This window comes from Pseudovibrio flavus, assembly GCF_009711345.1.
In the GTDB taxonomy this organism is placed as follows: Bacteria; Pseudomonadota; Alphaproteobacteria; order Rhizobiales; family Stappiaceae; genus Pseudovibrio; species Pseudovibrio flavus.
Genome location: NZ_SMMA01000065.1, coordinates 354,528 through 374,900 on the forward strand (window position 1 = coordinate 354,528; position 20,373 = coordinate 374,900).

Consider the following 20,373-nt stretch of genomic DNA (forward strand, 5'->3'; position numbering starts at 1 on the left):
CCTCTCACTGTAAAGTATAGCGCCGTTATTTTTTACAATAGTATTAATTTATACTATCTTGAACGATATCTTGGCGCAGTGATTTCGGTGTTATTTTGATACTGTCACTGCCGTTTATCCATATTTCTTCTGCTATTTTCCAAAGATTTATCTTAAGGTTTTGTTCATTACTATCTTCTTTGACTGAGTAAAACTGATACCAGCGCTGATCGACTAGTCCGGAAGCCATTTCAAGCAAGCCGATATGGATGTCTGGCTGATTCTGGCAAACCTTGGCCGTTGGCAGAAGCATCTGTACATCGCCTTCGCGCCCGTCTGTAGGGTCAAATGGATCTGCAGTCGGAATGCGAGAATGCCATTGCACGTATGCTGTTGCGCCTGTGATGTTCATGCCAAAGGCGGCGGTTTCGCGAATGCGCCCTGTATTATAAAGCCAGACCAGCGGTCCTTCTTCTTTGATGGCGGAGACCGTTTCAGCGGTCAGCTCAAACCCGTCATTGATGAGCACAAGATCAAGCTGATCCGCCAGATCAAGGTCCTCTGGCGTGTTGAACTGGGCTGCCAGTTTCGCTTCTGGTGCGTGTTGGCGAAGCGTGGCAATCCATTGCGCGGTATTGTCTTTTCCGCCGTGCTGTGGGTTGGACGGTTCATCAGCAACACTCCAATATGGCACGGGTAGCTTACGGTCCTTTATGAGGGGGATAAAGTCTGCAAGAAATTGCGCTGCTGCGACATCACCCATTTCCCGCTGCAAACGCTTGAGGGGAGTATAAGCCAGCGTTTTGTGAGGTTTTTGAGCAGATAAATCTGTCGCTGCGGTGAGGTCTTCATAGAAGATTGGAGCAAGGCCCCAAGCTGGTGTTTCAAGCGGCGGAGCAAGGGCGGTTAAACCCATCTGCGCCATGAAATCGAGGTCACATTGAACCTGTGCGGTGCGCTTTGATGCTTCTTGAAATGCCCATTTAAGATGCGGTGCTACATCCATATAAAACCCTGCAGGATAAGCGGCTTTTGGCAAACGAACCTGAGGAACCTCGATAGTTATTGGCACGCTTGTTTGCCCTTGCGAGTGGATGACCTGTAAGGAGGCACCATAAATGCCAGGTTTTACACTGGTGGCCACGTCAACCCACAGGTCCATAAGGCGTGGTGTTTGCGGCTCCACACTCAGTCCGTTGATATCACTTAGTAATCTGCTCTGTTGAACTTCCAGAAGGTTACTGTTCGTGGCCGTTCGCTCCAGTGTGCGTAACGCCGCCCAGACGTAACCACTAAAGCCATCACTCTCAAATTCCAACTGTGCGTAATCCAGCACAGCAGGTTCATTTGTGGTGAGAGCCACCGTGAGCCACTGCCCGCTGCCAGATGCCACAACGCTGTTGAGGGGAGTGCTGGTAACTCCCTCTGAAGAAAGAGGAAATGACGCGTCAGCCTGTCGGGTTTTCAAGTTTTGAGAAACGGGCCACCCGGCCCGCGCCATGTGCGCCCGCTCGGAGTTCACAAAATCGATCGCCGCCTCGTCATCAGGCGGGGTCAATAACACGGCGGAAAGATGCGTGGCATCCAAACTGTCACCGGCCAGATCAATGGTGACACCATTTTCGCCAGCAACAGTTTCAGCCCTTATATATCCCCCACGGTGCTTGGCGATATCTTCCCAAGCATCGCCTGCACCTTGTACCTCGCGTCGCTTGCCGGCCAGATACCGGCGGGCAACCCATTCGTCGATGGTCTCCCGCAGAAGATGGACAGTTTCATGGTTGATGTTGATCCGTCGCTCCAGTGGGTAGGGCAGAGCCTCCCAGTCTCCAAGGTCTTCAATCCATAAATGTACGGTTACAGGTTCACCTTGCGGCCAAGGCAATGTAACCCGCTCCACGCCCTTCATGCCGGAAACAACCAGATCGTCCGGTCCTTTGCGCAAAACCGGGATTGGCTGACCGCCTTTGATCATGTCACTGTCTTTGGTGACCCGCTTAAAACCGGGAAACAGCGGAGCGCTCTCAAGCCCAAAGCTATAGCCCACGCTTCCTTTCGGGAGCTGAGGAGCTTCCTCAATCGCGAACTTGTCTATCTGCACCAGCCCAGGGCTATCGGTATCCAGCACCACCTTGTAAAGCGCAGAGGTATCGAGAAGGCGGCCTGAAGTTGTTCGAAGACCACTTGCAGGTAACCGCAGATCGAACGGACCCGGCAGCAGTTTCTGCTCAAGATTGTAGCGGCTTGCATAGTCGCTTGATTGGTCATCATCGACCCTGAGGATGATGGTTGCAGGCTGCGAACCATTGACGATACCGGATATGACTATCTGTTCGCCTTCCTTCATAAAGTCTTCTTGGCTTGGGGTAACACGGATTGGCAAGGACCCTTCACCAAGAGACTGGGGAACGGCGAGCGCAGAGGAAATCAACGCGCTGCTGGCAAAGCCGGTCACAACCAGAGAAAACGGAATGTGCTTGAGCGGGAGGTGCATTGCTAACTCCTCAAAATGTATCCAGAACGCTTTCAATTCGTCTTGCGCGTTCATCCCAAGATTCCTGCCTTACAAATTCGCGGCGTAGATCGTTACGGTCGGTATCAGCTCGCGCCTCAAGAATGGCGTTGGCTAGATTTTCCTCCGGTGTCACAGCCCGCAAGAGCTTTCTGTAAGGCTCCATACTTGGGAAGACAGTGGAGACGATCGGCTGACCAGCGGCCATATATTCACGCAGTTTTAGAGGGTTACAGGCCTTGATCTGGTCGTTGTCTTTGAAGGGAAGAAGCGCGACATCAAAATGCTGAACGTAAGCGGGGAGAGCAGCATGATCTCGCGGGCCAAGAAAATGCACATTGGGCAGAAACTGCAAGGTGCTGATATCAGTCTCGACCTTGCCAATAAAAACGAAGTTCCAGTCAGGTAGGGCTTTTGCAGCTTTTGCAAGGCGTGCGGTATCTACCCAGTCGGCTATGGAACCATAGAACCCGGCAACCGGGCTTGCAGGCATATCTAGCGGGCGAGAGTGCGGGGCGGTAAACAGCCCGAAATCTACGCCATGGGGAATAAGAAGTGTCTTTTCCTGCGGGAAACGGCTGGCCAGTTCCTCACTTGCGGCAATAACAAGGTCGCACTGCCTAACGAGATCCTTCTCCATGTCCAGCACAGGCTTATGATCAACGCCTGCAAGAGCGCCAAAGTCGTCGCCGCAATAATAGATGAGCGCCTTTTCATCAAGAGCGCCAGCTATAACGACGGCAGGGGGCAAAGAGGTCCAAACCAGAGGATGCGATATACCGAGGGATCGCATTTTTTTGCGGATCTGCCTGCTGAGTAGGAAGCGGTTGATGATTGCTGCCAGTTTGTTTCCCGGCCATGGAATGGCGATGGGGCTGAGAATATGCAGCCCCTTTGGTAGAGGCTCCGCCGTTGCACCGGTCTCAGCAACCATATTGGAAAGGGTAGGTTTTAAAGGCGCTCCTAAAATGGAACGGGCTTTTTCCCAAACGCGCTTCAAATCACGACCAGAGAGCTTGGGCCTACGCATGCCAATGGAGTTGACCCATATCACCTGCCGTCCATTCACCATGGATTTGATCAAGTGCTGCGTTGAAGATGGGTGACGACCCCAATCCTCTCCAAACACAACAAGATCATGCTTGGTCATGCGGGGCTCCATTCGTTTTCTGGGTGTCGTCGGCTACGGTCTTGGGGGCAGCTTTTCGTGTCGTCGCCGTAGTGCGTTTTGTTGCAGGGCGTGCGCTGGGCTGTTTTGTTGTTGTGGTTTTAGCCGCGGCGGCAGATGCTGCGCGTGGTTTGCGCACAGGTGCCTTACGGGCGACTTTTTTGGTTAGGGCTGGCTTATCTTCTGTGGCCTCGCTCTGCGGCTCTTCAACGGTCTGTTCATTGGCTGTAGCGCTGGGCGTGTCGATCTGTTTGATAACACGGGCAGGGCAACCGCCAGCTAGAACCCGTGGTGGAAGGTCTTTTGTGACGATGCTACCTGCAGCGACAACAGTGCCCGCGCCAATGGTAACGCCCGCCATAACCATAGCCCCGGTTCCGAGCCATACGCCGTCTTCCAGAACAATATCGCCGACTTGATCTTCCGTTTCAGGTAGGCCAGCAGCCCGCGCCTCAGGATCCAGAGGGTGACCGGGGTAGCCTGCCAGAAAGTTCCGTCCAGCAAGGCGCACATTATCGCCAATCTTGATGGCATGGCCTACGGCAAGTGTGGTCTGCCAGCCGATATCGACATTGGAGCCTACCACAAGGCGAGGCGTCTCATCGCCGCTTGAACGGCCGGAAATAGTGGTCTGGCCTGATAGGCGAACGTCCTCGCCAAAGTCCATGACTAGATGTCCCAGCACGAGCGGCATGCCGCCATAGATGTAAAGCTTGGGCGCAGGTCGTGCGAGCTGGCTTTGGAAGAGCGGTGTTGTCCATAAAACACGGATGATGTCGAAGAAGAGATTTTTGATAATGCGGCTGAGCTTATAAAGGCCGTCATGAAACCAAGGAATGACAGGAAAAGAAAAGCCCTTAAGGTACTTAGCGGCGTCGTACAAAAAGCGTGCAGCCGGATGCTCCTTCGCTTTGATCCACTTCTTTATGTCTGCAATAGTTTTCATCTAGACGATCCTCGGTTCTTTAAGCGCAAGCGATTGCGCAGATCATAAATGCGGGCAGAGCCTTTGGTTTCGGCAGGAAGCGCGTCGGGGTGGGCAAGGTTTTCGGTGTATTTTGCCAGCGCTACGGTAAGGGACAGCAGAATGTAGATCGGCCACGTAAACCCTTGCGTCAGGAAGGTGCCCGAAACGCAAAAACCGGCAATACCGCCGATAAGGGCAAGCGCTGTTGCACGAACGGATGCATCGGCTTTCTTCTCATCAAGGGTTTTGGATGATTTCATGTTCGTCAGCATCATCAGCACCACCATGGTGATGAAGGCAAAGAAACCGGGAAAGCCAGTCTCGCCAAGCACGCCAAGCCATGTAGAGTGCACGGCCTTGTTCATGCCGGTCCAGTGGTCGGTGTAGAAGAAGTAGTTGACCACGAAGTTGTCCAGCCCAACGCCGTTGAGCGGCCTGCTGGTTGCCATGTTCCAAGCCGCACCCCATGCGTAAATGCGTCCCATGGCACTTTCATCAATGCCGTCTTCTGCAGCGCCCCCCGACTTACGGTCGGAAATACCGGCCATAACCATCAGGCCCATAAGACCAATGCCGCCAATGGCAGCCAGTAGTACCTTGTTTTTGATGACTTTGTTTCCGCCAATGCCAAGCACCGTCACGATGCCAAGCAAGCCGCCGCGGCTCTGCGTGGCAACAATACCCCAGCAGATCATCATGGTCGCCAGCATTCCCAGCAGACGATCAAAGAGCGTTGGCCTCATTATGGCAAGTGCGGTGGCAAAGCTAAGGGGAAAGAGCAGCACGAGCGAAAGGTCGTTCGGATCACCCAGCACCGAGCCATAGTCTCGGCCAATGGTAACGCGTGAGCCTTCAACAAGGCCCAAGCCTTGAAGCTTGCGCGACACGGCAACAATGGCAACTGCAACGCCCGCCATAACGAATACACGGGCGGCAAGGGCGAAGTCCTCTGGGCGTTTCACGATCCAGCTAATGGCAAGGACCATTATGCCGATCTTGATATAGGTGTCCTTGAAATAGGCAAAGGCAACGCCTTTGTTGATCGCCAGAAAGAGGCCAAAGAACACAAGGCCGAAGAATACCGCGAAGGCCGTTAGGTCGCGGTGCCAGAAGGGCTTCATGGTTTTGACGCAGAAAATCTGCCAGCACAGCACCCCAAGTGTTGGCAGAGCCAGCAGAATGGGAATGCGGAACGGCATAAGAACCGGAAAAACCTCGTGAATGCGGAAGAAGGAAAACACCACAAAGCCAAGGCAGAGGTAGAAGAGGGTATTAAAGGCTATCAATACGCAAATTGGCAAAAGGGCGATGCCGATTGCCAGAAACGGGTGCAGCGGATTGAACAGGCCAACGCCAACGATGAGGGAGGCGATCAGCGCAATAGCGATGTGGTTCGTTCGTCGGCGCGGGCGCGGATATTCGGGCAGGTTCATCATGTACCAGCCCTCGAAAACCGCAGGAACGTCTTGCCCTTCACCTTCAACGCAACGGTAAGGCCGAGGCCGAGTAGAACCAAACCGCAGCCAACGGCGTAGGCGAACTGCAGGCCGATGGAAACATCAAGCGGCTGGAGGAAGACTGCCAGTAGAGCGAACAGCGTGAAAAACGCCATGTAGCTCAGGCGGTAAGGGATCGGCGCCCGCCCGTGGTAGAGGTAGAGGAACAGGAAGAGGCGCAAACTATGGCCTGCAAGAGTTGCGATGATTGCGCCCGCTACACCATGAGACGGAGCAAGCAGTGCATAGCCTGCAACGGCAACGATACCGCCTGCCACATTGACGGAAAGCACATGCAAACCATGCTGGGCGCGGTAGCAACCAACGTTCATGAGTGAGCAAAGCTCATTGAGGGCAAAGCACAGAACCAGCCATGGAATGTAGGCAATGGCAGGGGCGTAGGATGCAGGAAGCAGCCAGTTTATGAAGATCGGCGCGGCTAGGGCTGTGCCTAGCGCTCCTGCGATCAACACCCAGTAACCAAGTAGGACAACATCAGCGGATTCTTCCAGTCCGCCTTCTTCGTCAATGATGCCAATGCGTTTGGCGTACCACCATAAACCAAAGGGCTGCATAAGCAGCGGTGCGGCAAGTGCCAGCTTTACGGCAATAGAATAGTGGGCCAGCGTTTGCGGCGTAATGGCTGTAACCAGAAACCAGCGGTCGCAAGAACCAAGGGCAAACATGGAAAGGGCACCGCCCACGAGCGGCATACCGAAGTTTACAATACGCTTAAGGCCATGCAGGGAAACGGCAATGCCTGTACGCCTGATCTGGAAGAAGAGAAGCGCCAGCGCCAGAGCAATATCCAACGTTCCATTGGCAGCCAATATGGCGTCAATTCCGTAGCCGTTTAGAAGCAGAAGAACCATTGCCGCAGCCTGCAAGACACCGCGAGAGGCGGTAAAAAGCAGAAACATTTTTGGCTTGTTGCTAAGCCGTAGCCACGCAAGGGGCAGCTCTATCAAACCGCCAAGCGTTGCCCCCAGAACGCTGATCCGCAGGGCCCACATGTTAATGGGCAGGTTCCACGCATGCACAACAAGCGGCACGAGCAGTTGAACAAGAACCCCAAAGACAACGGCCAGAACCAACGCGCTTCCGGTAATCGCCGCAGCTTCCTTGTTGCGGGCTTCATCACCCACCTGAACGCCGGAAAAGCGGAAAAGCGTATCGGCAAGGCCCATAGCGAAGATGAGGCCGAGAAACTCCAACGTAGAGGCGACCACATCCAGATAGCCCACATCCTCAGGCTTCATATAGCCAGTGAGGACCGGCAGAGTGATGACTGCCAGTCCCTTTGTTAGCACCATACTTGCGATGTATGGCCATATGGAAAGGATGCTGCGGGCGTTCATGGGCTAGGCCACCTTGCGGGCAGAGCCACTCTGGTTTTCGATAATCCGCGATAGACGCTTGGCTGAGCCTTCCAATGTGAAGTTTTCGGTAATCTGCTTTCTACCAGCGCGGCCCATAACCTGCCGCTCCACATCGCTTAGCGCCATTAGTTCTACAATGGCGCGGGCAAGCCCTTCAGGGTCACCCGGTTCCACCATGAAGCCAGTCTCCGGCGTTACCGTCTCCTTCATGCCCATAAAGCGCGTGGTGATGACGGGAAGTTCCATCGCCATGGCTTCTTTCACGACAAGGGGACCGGTATCACGCGCACCGTCTGGCGCTTCTTTGAAGGGGGCAATCAAGCCAACATAAGAAGGGGCGTTTTCGCTGATCCACTCTGCAGGCTTGGGACCAAGGAACGTAAGCCCTTGCTTGTAAAGCCCATTGCCAAGGGATTCCTGCTCTAGCTCCTCCATCAGCGGGCCGCTCCCAACAATATCGATGGCTGGGGCAAGCGGGCCAAGTTGGGCAAGTGCTGCAAAAATATCGTCAGTGCCCTTTTGTTCAACCAGCCGGCCAACGAACAGCAGACGGCCATTCTTCTCCGCATCCTTGCGCGGTACAAACCGCTCCGGCGCAGTGCCGCAGGGCACCATATGAACGGATGCCTTTGGTGCAAAGTCTTGTAGGTCTTTGGTCAGGTCATTGCAGACGGAAACAACAAAATCAGCGGAAGTAAGCTTAAGGGGCAGGTCCTGCGCTTCTGCATACACATCATGTCCGTGGCAGACGAAAGAAACCGAAGCGCCGATCATGCGGGCCGCCACAATCGCGTGCGCGGCTGCTGCGCCTGCAAAGTGGGCGTGGAGATGGTCCACCCCATGCGCTTTGGCAAGGCGGGCGATCTTTAGAGCGTTGCCCATAAGCGAGACCATCGGAATGCCGTTCTGCACTTTGGCAAACGATAGGCCCCGCACGCAGGAACCGGAAAGGCCGGTCAGTGCCTTCAGCGCTTCCATGTCTGGCTCTTTGACAGGGTAGAACGCTTCTTCCTGCGCCATGGTCACATCAATCGCTTGAGCCGGACCATCAACCTCGCGCAGGACATAGGGGATGACAGTATGCCCTTGTGCCTGCATAGCTCGCATCTCATTGCCAACAAAGGTTTCGGAAAGGACGGGGAATTCAGCAAGCACGTAGCCAATGGTCTTCAAGGTTCTCTCCCTGAATTTTTAGAGTTTTCCCGCTTCCAGACCGGATTGGCTCGGATGATGCAGGGTCTTGCCACCAAAACAGCAAAGCCGATGCCATTTGCGTGACTTGAGGCGGAGAAGAAGAAATGAACGAAGAAGTACCGTGCTCTGTGGTTATTCCCACAAAGGATTGTCTTGAATATCTGGAGGATGCGCTGCAAAGCGTGTTGGCCCAAGAGGTCGAGGGGCTGGAGATAATCGTCATTGATGACGGGTCCAGTGACGGCACGGACGAGTTCTTGAAAAAGTTTGCCGAAAGCAATAGCGGACTGGTGGTGATTGATGGCCCCGGTCAGGGGCCTGCAGTGGCAAGAAACATTGCAATTGAACGCGCTAGCAGTGATCTCATCGCGTTTCTGGATGCGGATGATGTCTGGTATCCAGGCAAGCTAAGAGAGCAGATTGCATGGCACCGTGAACATCCTGACGCCTCATTTAGCTTTACTAATTACCGGCACATCAACGAGGTTGGAGACGACCTCGGTGGGTGCTTCGAGTTTTGGGAGAGAAGGGTCAAACTACCCGTTAGTGAAGACTTTACTACACTTGAAGATGCGCAGGCCGTGGTGCTTGCCGCCAACATCGTCGGCACTTCGACGGTTGTTGCAAAAACAGAATCTTTGCGAATTGCAAATGGATTTGCAAAGGAATTGCCCTCCGCCGAAGACTGGGATCTTTGGTTGAAACTGTGTGATCTTGGCCCCGTTGGCATCAGTGCGCGGGTGTTCATGGACTACCTGATGAGGGCAGGGAGCGAGACCAGCAAGCGAGAAGCCCGAATAGAGGCCATGGTACTCATTCTTTCCCGCTACGAAGGCACCGAAGATAGCAGGCTACAGCAGGCCGTAAAAAAGGCGCAGGCGAACCTTTCCGTCGCAAAGGCGGAGAACTTTCGCGAGCAGGGTAATTTGTCTGAATCGCTAAGAGAGCATGTCAAAGCCCTCTGGCTGCAACCAGACAAGCGCACCGCCATCGCCGCCTTGGCAGATGCTAAGGATTGTCTTCTAAAACGCAGTGCCTGACACTACGCCTGTTGGGAAGGGTAGATCGATGAACCTTTATAGCGAAACACGGGACGCAACGCTTGAGGAAGTATCCATCATGCGGCGGGGTTTGCGCAGACGCATGAACAATCTGGCGATCACAGATGATGTCGCCGATGACTTGCAGTTGGTACTGGCAGAATGGGGCGCAAACCTTGTGAGCCACGCTGGTACGCGCCCTACATCCATTGACCTGTCGTTGGATATGACAGGCGCTCTCTTGACCATGACCATTGCTGATAACGGCAGCCCTTATGCGGAGATCACCAATGTATCTCCAGAGGCAGCTATTCACGAAGACCCGTTCTGCGAAGAAAGCGGAAGGGGCCTTGGCTTGATTGTGGGCATGGTAGACGGGCTGGCCTATCACTCCGGCTGCGCTGATCTTGGCCAGAAAAACCGCCTTGTTCTTCAACGCCAGCTTCTTGATCGTCGCCCGACCGTTCTGGTGGTGGATGACGATACCGCCCTTGCCAACACCTACGCGGCGTTTCTTGGTAAGGACTACAAGACCATTGTGGCCACCAAGCTACAAACAGCGTTGAAACACGCCAAATCCTCACCTGTTGATCTCATTTTGACCGACTATCATCTGGATGAGGGAACAGGCGAAGGCATTATCAAGATAATCGAGGAAGACGCAGGCAAAATTCCTGCACCCGTTATCATGATTACAGGTGATACCGACCCAGCTTTGAAAATTCGCCTTGAAGACCTTGGCATCGAGAGCGTTTTGAATAAGCCCGTAGCACCGGTGGATTTGAAGCGAGCTGTTCGTCACTCGCTGCGCCGCTCTATGCGGGCCAGAACCGGCCTTCTTCGCCATTTTGAGGCGGTATCCCATGAACTGGGAAGTTCCAAAGGCAATGAAGTGCACATTCCTGGCTTCCTGCTTGATAGGAAAGGCGGGTCGGCGGATGTTGGCACAGGCGACGCGTTGGTGGTGTGCGCTGGTGATGGCTTCGAGCGTGTTGTGCTGGTTGATATGGTCGGCCACGGTATTGTGGCGCAGGCTTGCGGCGTTGCTTTCCTTGCCATGTTGCGCACCGTACATACGCTGAACAGGAATTTGGATGCCGGTACCTATCTGGAAAAGGTCAACGAGGTTCTGCTCGGTGATATCAACTTCTCCGGCCTGCTATGCACCTTGATTGTGCTGGACTGTTTTGAAAATGGCGAGATGCGCATTGCATCGGCAGGGCATGTTGAACCGGCCTTGATCAAAAACGGCAAGCTGGAACAGCTTCCGGTTTCTGGTGGCCTTATCGCCCTGATGCCTAATCAGGAATTCGAGACAACCACCATCAAACTGGGTCTGGAAGATCATTTGATCCTGATGACGGATGGACTTGACCCTGCGGGCCTTGCCCATGGTGCATCTGTTCCCGCATGGTTGGAAAAAGCGCTGCTTAAACGTCACCAGAAAGACGGAACAATCGCTACCGAGCATCTGCAGGAAGATATTATCGCAGAGCTTGGACCGGAGCCGGAAGATGACTGGACGCTGATCTGCGTTAGACGCCAGCCTGAGAGCGAGCCTGAAAGCGAAGAGGGGGCGTAACCCCTCTAGCTTCATAAACAGAGAGGACTTGCGGCAGGCGTGCTTTGACAGAGTAGTTCTGCTCGATAAAAGCAGCAGCACTTTCCCGCAGGTCCATCAACTGCTTAGGGTCGCTGTAGAGCCATTCCTTAAAAGCGTTATAGAGCGATTGGCTGCTGTCTCTGTTGTAGAGCCAGCCCGTTTTGCCGCGTGTTATCACTTCTGGCAGGGCACCGACGTTTGAGGCAATTACCGGAATGCCTGCGGCAAGCGCTTCCAACGCCACCAGAGGCAATCCTTCGGCTCTGGATGGTATGACCACGACACCAAGACGCGGCCAGATCTTGCGAAGGTCCGTTACCATGCCGTGAAACTTGATAAGCTCGGCATATTCACCCTTCAGCTGCCCTTCCATTGGTCCATCTCCAAATACAGACCAATGCACCGGTGCATCAGCAAACGCTGCTGCAAGCTCACAAAACGTATCGGGTGCTTTCTCGTAGGAAAGACGGCCAATGAAAGCCACTTCGTCTCCCAATGGACGGCTGCTATCTAGCTGCGGACGATCAATAAAGTTCGGGATCAAAATGGTCTTGAACCAGAGCTTCTTGGCAATAGGCACGCTGACAGCAATTGAGGTTCCCAAAAAGGCCGTTGCTTTGTCTATGAGCTGATAAAGGCTGACAGGAAACGGTCCGGTCTCGCCCGCATGAAAGGTAGAAACCGTGGGTATGCCTCTTAGCTTGCAGAGCAAGCGGCCCATGATGCCAGCCTTGTAGCCATGGGTATGGACAAGCTGCGGCCTGCCTTTGGAAAGCTCTGAGAAAAAGCCGGATATTGAGCCGGAAAGAACGGTGTAGGGAACGTTCTCCTGTTCCAACTGTTCAAGCCACTGGTTGGCTCCGTGGTCTTTCCATAAAACGACACGGGCATCAAATCCCGCATCACAAAGGGCTTTCGTCAGTACCAGAACGTGCTTTTCGATACCGCCTATACCGCTTGAATCAACAAGCTGCCAAATGATGGTCATTACCTGCACTCTTGTTCTTGTTGAACAAGACCATGGCATAGCGGTTCCAAAGAAGCCTTTAACGGCTAAGGTAAACTGGCCTTGGGTGCTTTTGCTGCAAAGTGTTCAGAAATCCAGATGCCGCCAAGAACCAGTGAAAGACCGGCTGCATGATAAAACCGGAAGGTCTCGCCCAGAAGAACAACCGCGAACACTGCCCCGAAAATCGGAATAAGGTTTACAAACAGTCCCGCTCTGGCAGGGCCAATAAGCTCCACGCCGCGCATAAAGAAAATCTGCGCGATAAACGATGGAAACAGGGCGATGTAGAGGACGATCAGCCAGCCTTCAAAGGTTGGCCACAAAGCAGTTTCTGTCGCCATCTCATAGCCGACCAGCGGGAACGATACGATCGCCGCAACGCTTGAAGTGACAGTAAAGAACACAAGGGCTGGCACTTTAGGGCGAGAACGCAGACCCAAAGTGTAACCGGCATAAAAAACGCAGGCGATGATCATCAAGCCATCACCGGGGTTTATCTCCAGCTCCACAAGGCGCTGTAAGTTGCCTTCACTGGCAATGGCAATAACCCCGCCCAAGGTGAACAAAATGCCGATGAACTGGGCAAAGGTGATGCGGTCCCCGAATACAAACAGCGCTCCCAGAGCCACCAGCATCGGCACCGACCCTTGCAAGATGCCGATATTCAAAGCCGAGGTATCATGGGCTGCGATGTAAAAGAGCGCATTAAAGCCGGTAAAGCCAAAGGCCGCCATTAAAGCAATGCCGACAATATGGGGCGCAATAGTCTTCCAGTGCGCGATGAGCTTTTTGCCATAAAAGGTCAGCATCAAGCCGCTCACAATCGCCCAACGCAAGAACACCACAACAAGCGGCGAAACCTCTCCCACTGCAAGTTTGCCCGCAATCGAGTTACCCGCCCACATCATGGCGGTGATCATCAAGAGCAGGATGGGGCGGTTGTACGATCGCTTGAATGCGGACATGTTTTACACCTTAGGTCGTTAGACCTGTACTCAATATACTTTGGGTCGAAATCATCAAAGTGGTCATTTGGATAAATTTTCAAAGAACTTAGCTTTTGTGGGACTCAAAAGGAAGCACCTGTTTAATGATGGATTTTTTCCAAAACGGAAATAGTCCATTTGCCTTCGGCTGATTGCACCTTGCTTCCAATTTTGTCATGGTCTGTTCACTCTCATACAGAGAAATACAGATTTCGCGGACAGAGCCGATCTTTCCGCATGAATTAGACAGGCGGACGAGATGGCAGAAAGAAAACAGATCGCGGGGCTTCAGGTTGCCTCCCAGCTCTACGATTTTATCGAGAACGAGGCACTGGCCGGAACCGGCGTTAGTTCCGAGGTGTTCTGGCAGGGCTTGGGTGATCTGCTCAACGGCTTTGCACCGCGCAACAAAGAGCTGCTGGCAAAGCGTGATGACATTCAGGCCAAGATCGATGCATGGCATAAGGCAAACGCAGGTCCTGTCGATATGGAAGCCTACAAGGCATTCCTGAGTGAAATCGGTTACCTGCTGCCAGAGGGCGACAAGTTCGAAGTGGATCCGGAAGACGTTGATCCGGAGATTGCGCTCATCCCGGGCCCACAGCTCGTCGTTCCTGTCATGAACGCCCGCTATGCCCTCAATGCAGCAAACGCCCGCTGGGGTTCGCTCTATGATGCGCTGTATGGCACCGATGCTATGGGTTCCAAGCCGCAGGGCGGTGGTTATGATGCAGCCCGTGGTCAGGAAGTGATTGCCTATGCCCGCAAGCGTCTTGATACCGCAGTGCCGCTCGACCAAGGCAGCTGGGCCGATGTAACCGACATCTCCATTTTCGCATCCTCACTGGCGCTTAGTCAGGGTGATGACGAGTTCGCGGGCCTTGAAAACCCACTGCAGCTTGTTGGTTATACTGGTGAAGCGGATGAGCCAAAGTCCATCCTGCTCGTGAAGAACGGCCTGCATATCGAAATCATCATTGATAAAACGCATCCAATTGGCGCGACAGACCCAGCAGGCATTGCCGATGTTCTGCTTGAATCGGCTGTAACCACCATCATGGACTGCGAGGATTCCGTTGCAGCCGTTGATGCAGACGACAAGGTAACCGTTTATCGCAACTGGCTGGGCCTCATGAAGGGTGACCTGAGCGAGGAAATCTCCAAGGGCGGCAAAACCTTCACCCGCGCTCTCAATGCTGATCGCGAATATATGGACATGCAGGACGAAGAGCTGACGCTTCCGGGTCGCTCCCTCATGCTCGTTCGCAATGTCGGTCACCTCATGACCAATCCGGCTATTTTGCTTAAGGATGGCTCCGAGGCTCCAGAAGGGCTGATGGATGCAATGATTACTGTGCTGATCGCCATCCATGACATTGGCAAGCCGGGCAAAACAGGCGGCAAGCGCATGAACTCCCGCGCTGGCTCTGTCTATGTCGTTAAGCCGAAAATGCATGGCCCTGAAGAGGTAGCTTTTGCTGACGAGACCTTCTCCAAAGTGGAGAGCATTCTGGGGCTTGAGCAGTACACCGTAAAGATGGGCATCATGGACGAGGAACGCCGCACCACGGTGAACCTGAAAGAGTGTATCCGCGCTGCCAAAAGCCGCGTGTGCTTCATCAACACCGGCTTCCTTGATCGTACTGGCGATGAGATCCACACCTCCATGGAAGCTGGCCCGATGATCCGTAAAGGCGAGATGAAGCAGGCTGCTTGGATTTCCGCCTATGAGAACTGGAACGTCGATACCGGCTTGATGTGCGGTCTTTCTGGTCATGCGCAGATTGGTAAGGGCATGTGGGCCATGCCGGATCTGATGGAAGCAATGCTGGAGCAAAAGATCGGCCATCCAAAAGCGGGCGCAAACACTGCTTGGGTTCCATCTCCAACTGCAGCAACACTGCATGCACTGCACTACCACATGGTCAACGTACCGCAGGTTCAGGAAGAGCTGGAACAGCGTGAACGTGCAAAGCTGGATGACATTCTGACTATTCCGGTTGCAAGTGAAACAAACTGGAGCGCAGAGGAAATCCAGAGCGAGCTGGACAACAACGCACAAGGCATCCTTGGTTACGTTGTACGTTGGGTAGACCAAGGCGTAGGCTGCTCCAAGGTGCCGGATATCAATAACGTTGGCCTGATGGAAGACCGCGCAACCCTGCGCATTTCCTCCCAGCATATCGCCAACTGGCTACACCATGGTATCTGCACGCAGGAGCAGGTCATGGAAACCTTGAAGCGAATGGCAGCTGTAGTTGACGAGCAGAACGCTAGCGATCCGCTCTACACGCCAATGGCAGCAGACTTCGATCGCTCTATTGCCTTTGCTGCAGCGTGTGATCTTGTTCTGAAGGGCCGTGAGCAACCAAACGGCTATACCGAGCCTGTGTTGCACGCTCGCCGCCTGCAGTTGAAAGCTGCGGCTCGCTAGGTCCGCGCACAAACGAAATCTATGAAGGGGCAGGGTGCGATGAGCGCTCTGCCCTTTCTCTTTGGCTACCTTCTTACAAAATACGGTTCAGGAGTGCATTTGCGCCCTTTTCCGCAATCTTGGTTGCTTCGTGAATGATGGCCCCTTCCGCCATATCTTCCATGGGTTCAATTAGATGGTCATGGATTTCATCTTCAAGAAGCGTTTCAATGCCTTCTGGCTTTTTGTCAGTCTCCGCCGCTGGCGCTGCTTCAACAGCCTTGTCGTTCTGGTCTGGAGCATGGTCTTTCTGTTTGACCGACAAAGTGGTGCCGAGCTTTTTAGCGAGCTGCGCTTTGATGATGTCCAACACAAGAGGAACGAGCTGCTCTTTCACCGTTTGAACGACGGTAGCCTCCACCTCTTGCAACGCTGTATCCATAACGCCGCCGATGAAGGTTTGTGTTGTACCGATGTGGCGGAAAGCGCCGATATCCGGTCTGGCGGGGTTTATCTTGTCCAGATCAATCGTGTTGTTTTCCGGCTGCTGGGAAAGGTTCCACTTGCCGCTATCTAGAAACTCCTGATAACCAGCCCACCCTCTGGAAAGGCTTAGCCAAGTGAACTCGCAGAGCTTGTCATCCAAAAGGTTCTGCAGCACCAAACCGTTGCCGTAAGCTCCCACCTTGTATGGGTTACCAGCTTCAGCAAAAGCGGAATTAACCGCCTGAAAGTAGGGTTTGATGTTGTTCTCGTAGTCAGCCTGCGATGCATCGTAATCGACGGCGAAATAGATTGCCGAATGGCGCGGCTGGCCCACTATCGACTGGGCTTGATCCATAGCCGTTGCAGCGTTTTCTTCGCCCGTCTTCTGGCTAAAGCACTCTGCTGAGTTGTTGGCATCTTCATAAACGCTAAACAACGCAAGGCCAGCGCCTAGTAAGGCTTCGGCTTCTTCCTTGGAAATGCGTTTCCAGCTGCTTAGGGAAAGGTAGCGCCCAACGGCGACAACGCCTTTGCTCTTGAGTTCTTGCGCACTGTGAGCAAGGTCACTGGCAGAATCGACGGCGTATCTGGTCTTGTCACTCATCTCTTGTTCTTTCTTTCGTTGGACACTGAAAGAACAGACGAGGAGATGTCACAGCTGTGAGGTGCTGCAGCAAGGCAGGGTTAGCAATTGCTCTGCCTTGCTTTAGGGCTTTGTTTCAAATTGGCTAGATCGGCAGTTGAATAACAACAATCAAGCCGGTGCCCTTTTGTTTGTTGGCAAGCGTGATCGTGCCGCCATGGGCGTGGATGATGCTGCGGCAAATGGCAAGGCCAAGACCGATACCGCCGGTATCTTCGTTACGGCTTTCTTCAAGTCTCACAAATGGTTCGAATACATCTGTCATCCGCTCCTCCGGAATACCGGGACCATCGTCACTGATCGTGATTATGGCGGTATCACCGCTGCGCTTCAGCTCTACCTCGGCATTGCCACCATAGCGCAGGGCATTGTCGATGATGTTGCGCAGGGCGCGTTTCAGCGACATCAAACGGCAGGAAAGAATAATCCGGTCCTCAGCCCGCGCCTTCACATCCGAGCCAATGTCCTCGTAGTCTGTGGCAATGGTCTCTAACAGACCGCCAAGGTCCACGTTGCGCGGCTGTTCGGTGGTTGCCTCATCACGGGCAAAGGCAAGGGTTGCCTCTGTCATTGCCTGCATTTCATCCAGCGTTGCAATCATGCGTTCGCGGTCTTCGTCATCCTCGATAAACTCGGCGCGAATGCGAAGGGAGGTGATCGGCGTGCGCAGGTCGTGACTGATCGCTGCCAGCATGCGTGTCCTGTCTTTGACAAAGCGGGTAAGGCGGTCCTGCATTTGGTTGAAGGCGATAATGGTGGAGCGGACCTCAAGTGGGCCTGCCACTCTCAAGGTCGCAACTTCTTGCCCTTTGCCAAGCTGTTCGGCGGCTTCCGACAGGTCACGCAAAGGCCGCATCATCAGCCATACAAACGGGCCGATAATGATGACAATGGCAACGGCTAGAAACAGGATTGGTGCCAGAATTGGCGCAAGTGGCCGCTTTGGCATCTTGAAATTGCTTTCAAGGTTCAGCCAGCTGCCATCATTAAGCTGGAGGGAGGCAAATACGGTCACCCCTTGCAGAGAGAATATACCCGGATCGATCTTATCCCAGCGGCGGTCTACACGGTGGCGGTGCCCGCGGTCTTCCGGCGGCTGGCTTCTGGCGACCCTTCCAAACCGCTCTTCGATATTTGGAAAATCGTCCCGATCCTTGTGAACCACGACGTAGATAGGCCTGTCATCCTTCATGCGCCGCTGAAGAAAGTTGGCAAGGTTCTTCTCCATCCTCTCATCGCCGGATGCGTCGAGAATAGGTTCCTTCGCCACCCAGTACTTGGTGCGTGCGTTGGACGTTGCCTTTAGCAATTTGCGCTGCAAGGAAGGGGGCGTTTCTTCCAGCAGATGTACAATAGAAGCCGTGCGCCACAGAGCGTTGCTGCGGGCTACTTCAATTAGGGTTGAGCGCCGCTCGCCAGTAAAAATCGCAAAGCTGATAATCTGTGTCAGCACCAGCGTGAACAGCAGCAGCAAGATAAGCCGCGTTGCCATGCGCTGGGGCCAGAGGCGCTTCAACCACTTCATCATTCTGGCTCTGTCACATCTGCGGTGAAGGTGTAACCACCACCCCACACGGTTTTGATAATGGTCGGGTTCTTTTGATCCGGTTCGATCTTTTTGCGAAGGCGCGAGACCTGATTATCGATAGACCTGTCAAACACGGCAGGTGAGCGGCCCGATGTCAGGTCCATCAGCTGATCGCGTGAAAGAACCATCTTTGGCCGCTTTAAAAAGGCAACAAGCAGCTGAAATTCACCCGTTGAGAGAGGAGCGACCACACCGTCTGCACTTGTTAGTTCCCGAAGGGAGAGGTCGAGTGTCCATCCTGCAAAGCTGAGGCGCTCGCGCTCTTCCGGATCACGCTCTTTGGGAACGCTGGAAACGCGTCGCATAACAGCGCGTATGCGGGCAAGCAGCTCACGAGGGTTGAAAGGCTTGGTGACATAATCATCTGCGCCCATCTCCAAACCGATTACGCGGTCGGTATCCTCTGCCATAGCAGTGAGAAGGATGACAGGTGCCTGATTGGTCTCTACCAGATGGCGGCATAGAGATAGACCATCTTCACCCGGCATCATGATATCCAGCACCACCAGATCAATGGAGGCCGCCTTTAGAATCTTACGCGCCGAAGCGGCGCTATCTGCGACGGTCGCACGAAGATTGTTCTTGATGAGGTATCTGGCCAAAGGCTCGCGAATATCGCGATGATCATCAACAATAAGAATATGCGGCGATGCTTGGCTCATAGACTAATCTTCCAGACTTCCCGATCACGGCTACGCTAAACAACAGCGCCTGACCTTTAAAATGTACAAGGGCAATGCCCGTGAGTTTGTCATAACACCGCTTGAATATTAAGGCTGTGAAAGATTGTATCAAAAGGTATCAGCATGGCCTATTGCGACAAAAGCTGACTAAACCCGCAGGTTTCCGGCATTTTTTTGCGACAAACGCTCATTAAGTTCAAATCCATCGAAGCAGCCTACCCCCTTAAGCAAATGTCGAGCTTCGAACGAAATGAGGAGATTATTATGAAGCTGATCAAATCTATTGCCCTCGCTGGTGTTGCTCTTGCTGTTGCTGGCACTTCTGTTACCGCTGTTTCTGCTGCCCCGTTTGGCAAGCATGGTAAGCGCGGTGAAATGCAGGAACGCATGTTTGACCGTTTTGACCGCGATGGATCGGGTTCTTTTAATCAGGCAGATGTAGATGCCGTAATTCTGGAAGAGTTCAAGGGCCTTGATAAAGACGGCACCGGTAGCTTCACTCTGGATGAGTGGAAAGTATACCGCACCGAACAGGCCCAGCCGATGATCGTTCGTGCATTCCAGAAACTGGATGCCAACGGCGACGGTCAGGTGACCCGTGAAGAGTTTGTAGAGCTTGCTGAAAAAGCCTCCAAGCGCATGGACCGTATGAAAGAGCGCCGCGAAAACCGTGAAGGTAAAGGCGATCGTGCAGAAGGTAAGCGCGGTGATGGCAAACACGGCAAGTTTGGCAAAGGCCCACATGGCAAGCGCGGCGGTATGATCTTCGCCCAGCTGGACACCAATAACGATGGCCAGATCACGTCTGAAGAGATTGCAGCGTTTGCTGATAAGACCTTCGCCAACGGTCCGCTGAAACTGGAAACCTTCACCCCTGTGTTTGCAAGCTTTGCCGAGCCAATGCACGTCCGCTCATTCCAGCGCCTTGATACAAACGGCGATCTGACAGTGACACAGGACGAGTTCACCAAACGCCATGCTAACCTTGTAGAGCGCATGGACAAGAACGGTGATGGTGAAATCACCAAGTCTGACCTGCGCGGCAAATGGCGCAAAGGCGGTAAAGGTGATCGTGACGGAAAAGGCGGTCGCAACGGTGACGGCCCACGTGAAGAACGCTCCAACTAAATAGAAGCGTCAGCGGCTCACACACATCGCCCTATTGCTCACAAACGTTGACGCATGACAGAACGCGGCTTCCTTCAAGGAGGCCGCTTTTTGTTGTGT

The 20,373-nt window shown here is 53.6% G+C and carries 15 protein-coding genes; 4 read left to right on the forward strand and 11 right to left on the reverse strand.

Annotation, left to right across the window (positions count from 1 at the left end; genetic code table 11):
* Positions 1-43: 43 nt before the first annotated feature.
* Genes E1162_RS16770 through E1162_RS16795 form a run of 6 tightly spaced genes read right to left on the reverse strand, consistent with a single transcriptional unit; the run spans position 44 to position 8,674 of the window.
* Positions 44-2,473 carry a hypothetical protein gene (locus E1162_RS16770; RefSeq protein ID WP_155133600.1) on the reverse strand — a complete coding sequence of 810 codons (2,430 nt, stop codon included), beginning with the start codon at positions 2,471-2,473 and terminating at the stop codon, positions 44-46.
* Between the two features lie 10 nt (positions 2,474-2,483).
* On the reverse strand, positions 2,484-3,641 hold the full coding sequence (locus E1162_RS16775) for a glycosyltransferase (protein ID WP_257099063.1): 1,158 nt from the start codon (positions 3,639-3,641) through the stop codon (positions 2,484-2,486).
* On the reverse strand, positions 3,628-4,605 hold the full coding sequence (locus tag E1162_RS16780; protein WP_155133606.1) for an acyltransferase: 978 nt from the start codon (positions 4,603-4,605) through the stop codon (positions 3,628-3,630). The genes E1162_RS16775 and E1162_RS16780 overlap by 14 nt, the downstream gene beginning before the upstream one ends.
* Positions 4,602-6,062 (reverse strand): O-antigen ligase family protein, encoded by a 1,461-nt coding sequence (locus tag E1162_RS16785; protein WP_257099064.1) that lies wholly within the window; start codon positions 6,060-6,062, stop codon positions 4,602-4,604. The genes E1162_RS16780 and E1162_RS16785 overlap by 4 nt, the downstream gene beginning before the upstream one ends.
* Entirely contained in the window at positions 6,059-7,480 is a 1,422-nt protein-coding gene (locus E1162_RS16790; RefSeq protein WP_155133609.1) for a lipopolysaccharide biosynthesis protein, read from the reverse strand. The genes E1162_RS16785 and E1162_RS16790 overlap by 4 nt, the downstream gene beginning before the upstream one ends.
* Before the next feature lie 3 nt (positions 7,481-7,483).
* A complete protein-coding gene (locus tag E1162_RS16795; RefSeq protein WP_155133612.1) occupies positions 7,484-8,674 on the reverse strand; it encodes a glycosyltransferase family 4 protein in 1,191 nt (396 codons plus the stop codon).
* Positions 8,675-8,799: 125 nt separating this feature from the next.
* Between E1162_RS16795 and E1162_RS16800 the strand changes: the two genes are divergently transcribed.
* Together E1162_RS16800 and E1162_RS16805 are read left to right on the forward strand one after the other, a co-directional pair.
* Complete coding sequence (locus E1162_RS16800; RefSeq protein WP_155133615.1) at positions 8,800-9,735, forward strand: glycosyltransferase family 2 protein; 936 nt, start codon at positions 8,800-8,802, stop codon at positions 9,733-9,735.
* A gap of 28 nt (positions 9,736-9,763) precedes the next feature.
* Positions 9,764-11,317: a SpoIIE family protein phosphatase gene (locus E1162_RS16805; protein ID WP_155133618.1), complete on the forward strand. Its 1,554-nt coding sequence runs from the start codon at positions 9,764-9,766 to the stop codon at positions 11,315-11,317.
* Here E1162_RS16805 and E1162_RS16810 read toward each other — a convergent pair.
* Both E1162_RS16810 and E1162_RS16815 read right to left on the reverse strand, forming a co-directional pair.
* Positions 11,271-12,326, reverse strand: a complete 1,056-nt coding sequence (locus E1162_RS16810; RefSeq protein WP_257099065.1) for a glycosyltransferase family 4 protein — start codon at positions 12,324-12,326, stop codon at positions 11,271-11,273. The genes E1162_RS16805 and E1162_RS16810 overlap by 47 nt on opposite strands.
* Before the next feature lie 65 nt (positions 12,327-12,391).
* A complete protein-coding gene (locus tag E1162_RS16815) occupies positions 12,392-13,312 on the reverse strand; it encodes a DMT family transporter (protein ID WP_155133624.1) in 921 nt (306 codons plus the stop codon).
* A gap of 280 nt (positions 13,313-13,592) precedes the next feature.
* Between E1162_RS16815 and E1162_RS16820 the strand changes: the two genes are divergently transcribed.
* Positions 13,593-15,767 carry a malate synthase G gene (locus tag E1162_RS16820; RefSeq protein WP_155133627.1) on the forward strand — a complete coding sequence of 725 codons (2,175 nt, stop codon included), beginning with the start codon at positions 13,593-13,595 and terminating at the stop codon, positions 15,765-15,767.
* 73 nt (positions 15,768-15,840) lie between these two features.
* On the opposite strand, the gene E1162_RS16825 is transcribed toward E1162_RS16820, so the two are convergent.
* The 3 genes from E1162_RS16825 to E1162_RS16835 all read right to left on the reverse strand — a co-directional run bounded on the left by E1162_RS16825 (position 15,841) and on the right by E1162_RS16835 (position 19,125).
* The gene (locus E1162_RS16825; protein WP_155133630.1) at positions 15,841-16,836 is read right to left on the reverse strand and encodes a DUF1906 domain-containing protein; all 996 of its coding nucleotides are present in this window, start codon (positions 16,834-16,836) and stop codon (positions 15,841-15,843) included.
* A 124-nt stretch (positions 16,837-16,960) separates the two neighbouring features.
* The gene (locus E1162_RS16830) at positions 16,961-18,403 is read right to left on the reverse strand and encodes an ATP-binding protein (RefSeq protein ID WP_257099066.1); all 1,443 of its coding nucleotides are present in this window, start codon (positions 18,401-18,403) and stop codon (positions 16,961-16,963) included.
* Entirely contained in the window at positions 18,400-19,125 is a 726-nt protein-coding gene (locus tag E1162_RS16835) for a response regulator (protein WP_155133633.1), read from the reverse strand. The genes E1162_RS16830 and E1162_RS16835 overlap by 4 nt, the downstream gene beginning before the upstream one ends.
* A gap of 285 nt (positions 19,126-19,410) precedes the next feature.
* Here E1162_RS16835 and E1162_RS16840 point away from each other — a divergent pair, with 285 nt between their 5' ends.
* Positions 19,411-20,274 (forward strand): EF-hand domain-containing protein, encoded by an 864-nt coding sequence (locus tag E1162_RS16840; protein WP_257099067.1) that lies wholly within the window; start codon positions 19,411-19,413, stop codon positions 20,272-20,274.
* The last annotated feature ends 99 nt before the right edge of the window (positions 20,275-20,373 follow it).

Bases quoted from the DNA above. Each gene is read 5' to 3' on its own strand.
- E1162_RS16785 (WP_257099064.1), bottom strand. From the start codon at position 6,062: ATGATGAACCTGCCCGAATATCCGCGCCCGCGCCGACGAACGAACCAC.
- E1162_RS16805 (WP_155133618.1), top strand. From the start codon at position 9,764: ATGAACCTTTATAGCGAAACACGGGACGCAACGCTTGAGGAAGTATCC.
- E1162_RS16815 (WP_155133624.1), bottom strand. From the start codon at position 13,312: ATGTCCGCATTCAAGCGATCGTACAACCGCCCCATCCTGCTCTTGATG.
- E1162_RS16775 (WP_257099063.1), bottom strand. From the start codon at position 3,641: ATGACCAAGCATGATCTTGTTGTGTTTGGAGAGGATTGGGGTCGTCAC.
- E1162_RS16770 (WP_155133600.1), bottom strand. From the start codon at position 2,473: ATGCACCTCCCGCTCAAGCACATTCCGTTTTCTCTGGTTGTGACCGGC.
- E1162_RS16830 (WP_257099066.1), bottom strand. From the start codon at position 18,403: ATGATGAAGTGGTTGAAGCGCCTCTGGCCCCAGCGCATGGCAACGCGG.
- E1162_RS16790 (WP_155133609.1), bottom strand. From the start codon at position 7,480: ATGAACGCCCGCAGCATCCTTTCCATATGGCCATACATCGCAAGTATG.
- E1162_RS16780 (WP_155133606.1), bottom strand. From the start codon at position 4,605: ATGAAAACTATTGCAGACATAAAGAAGTGGATCAAAGCGAAGGAGCAT.
- E1162_RS16800 (WP_155133615.1), top strand. From the start codon at position 8,800: ATGAACGAAGAAGTACCGTGCTCTGTGGTTATTCCCACAAAGGATTGT.
- E1162_RS16810 (WP_257099065.1), bottom strand. From the start codon at position 12,326: ATGACCATCATTTGGCAGCTTGTTGATTCAAGCGGTATAGGCGGTATC.
- E1162_RS16840 (WP_257099067.1), top strand. From the start codon at position 19,411: ATGAAGCTGATCAAATCTATTGCCCTCGCTGGTGTTGCTCTTGCTGTT.
- E1162_RS16825 (WP_155133630.1), bottom strand. From the start codon at position 16,836: ATGAGTGACAAGACCAGATACGCCGTCGATTCTGCCAGTGACCTTGCT.
- E1162_RS16820 (WP_155133627.1), top strand. From the start codon at position 13,593: ATGGCAGAAAGAAAACAGATCGCGGGGCTTCAGGTTGCCTCCCAGCTC.
- E1162_RS16835 (WP_155133633.1), bottom strand. From the start codon at position 19,125: ATGAGCCAAGCATCGCCGCATATTCTTATTGTTGATGATCATCGCGAT.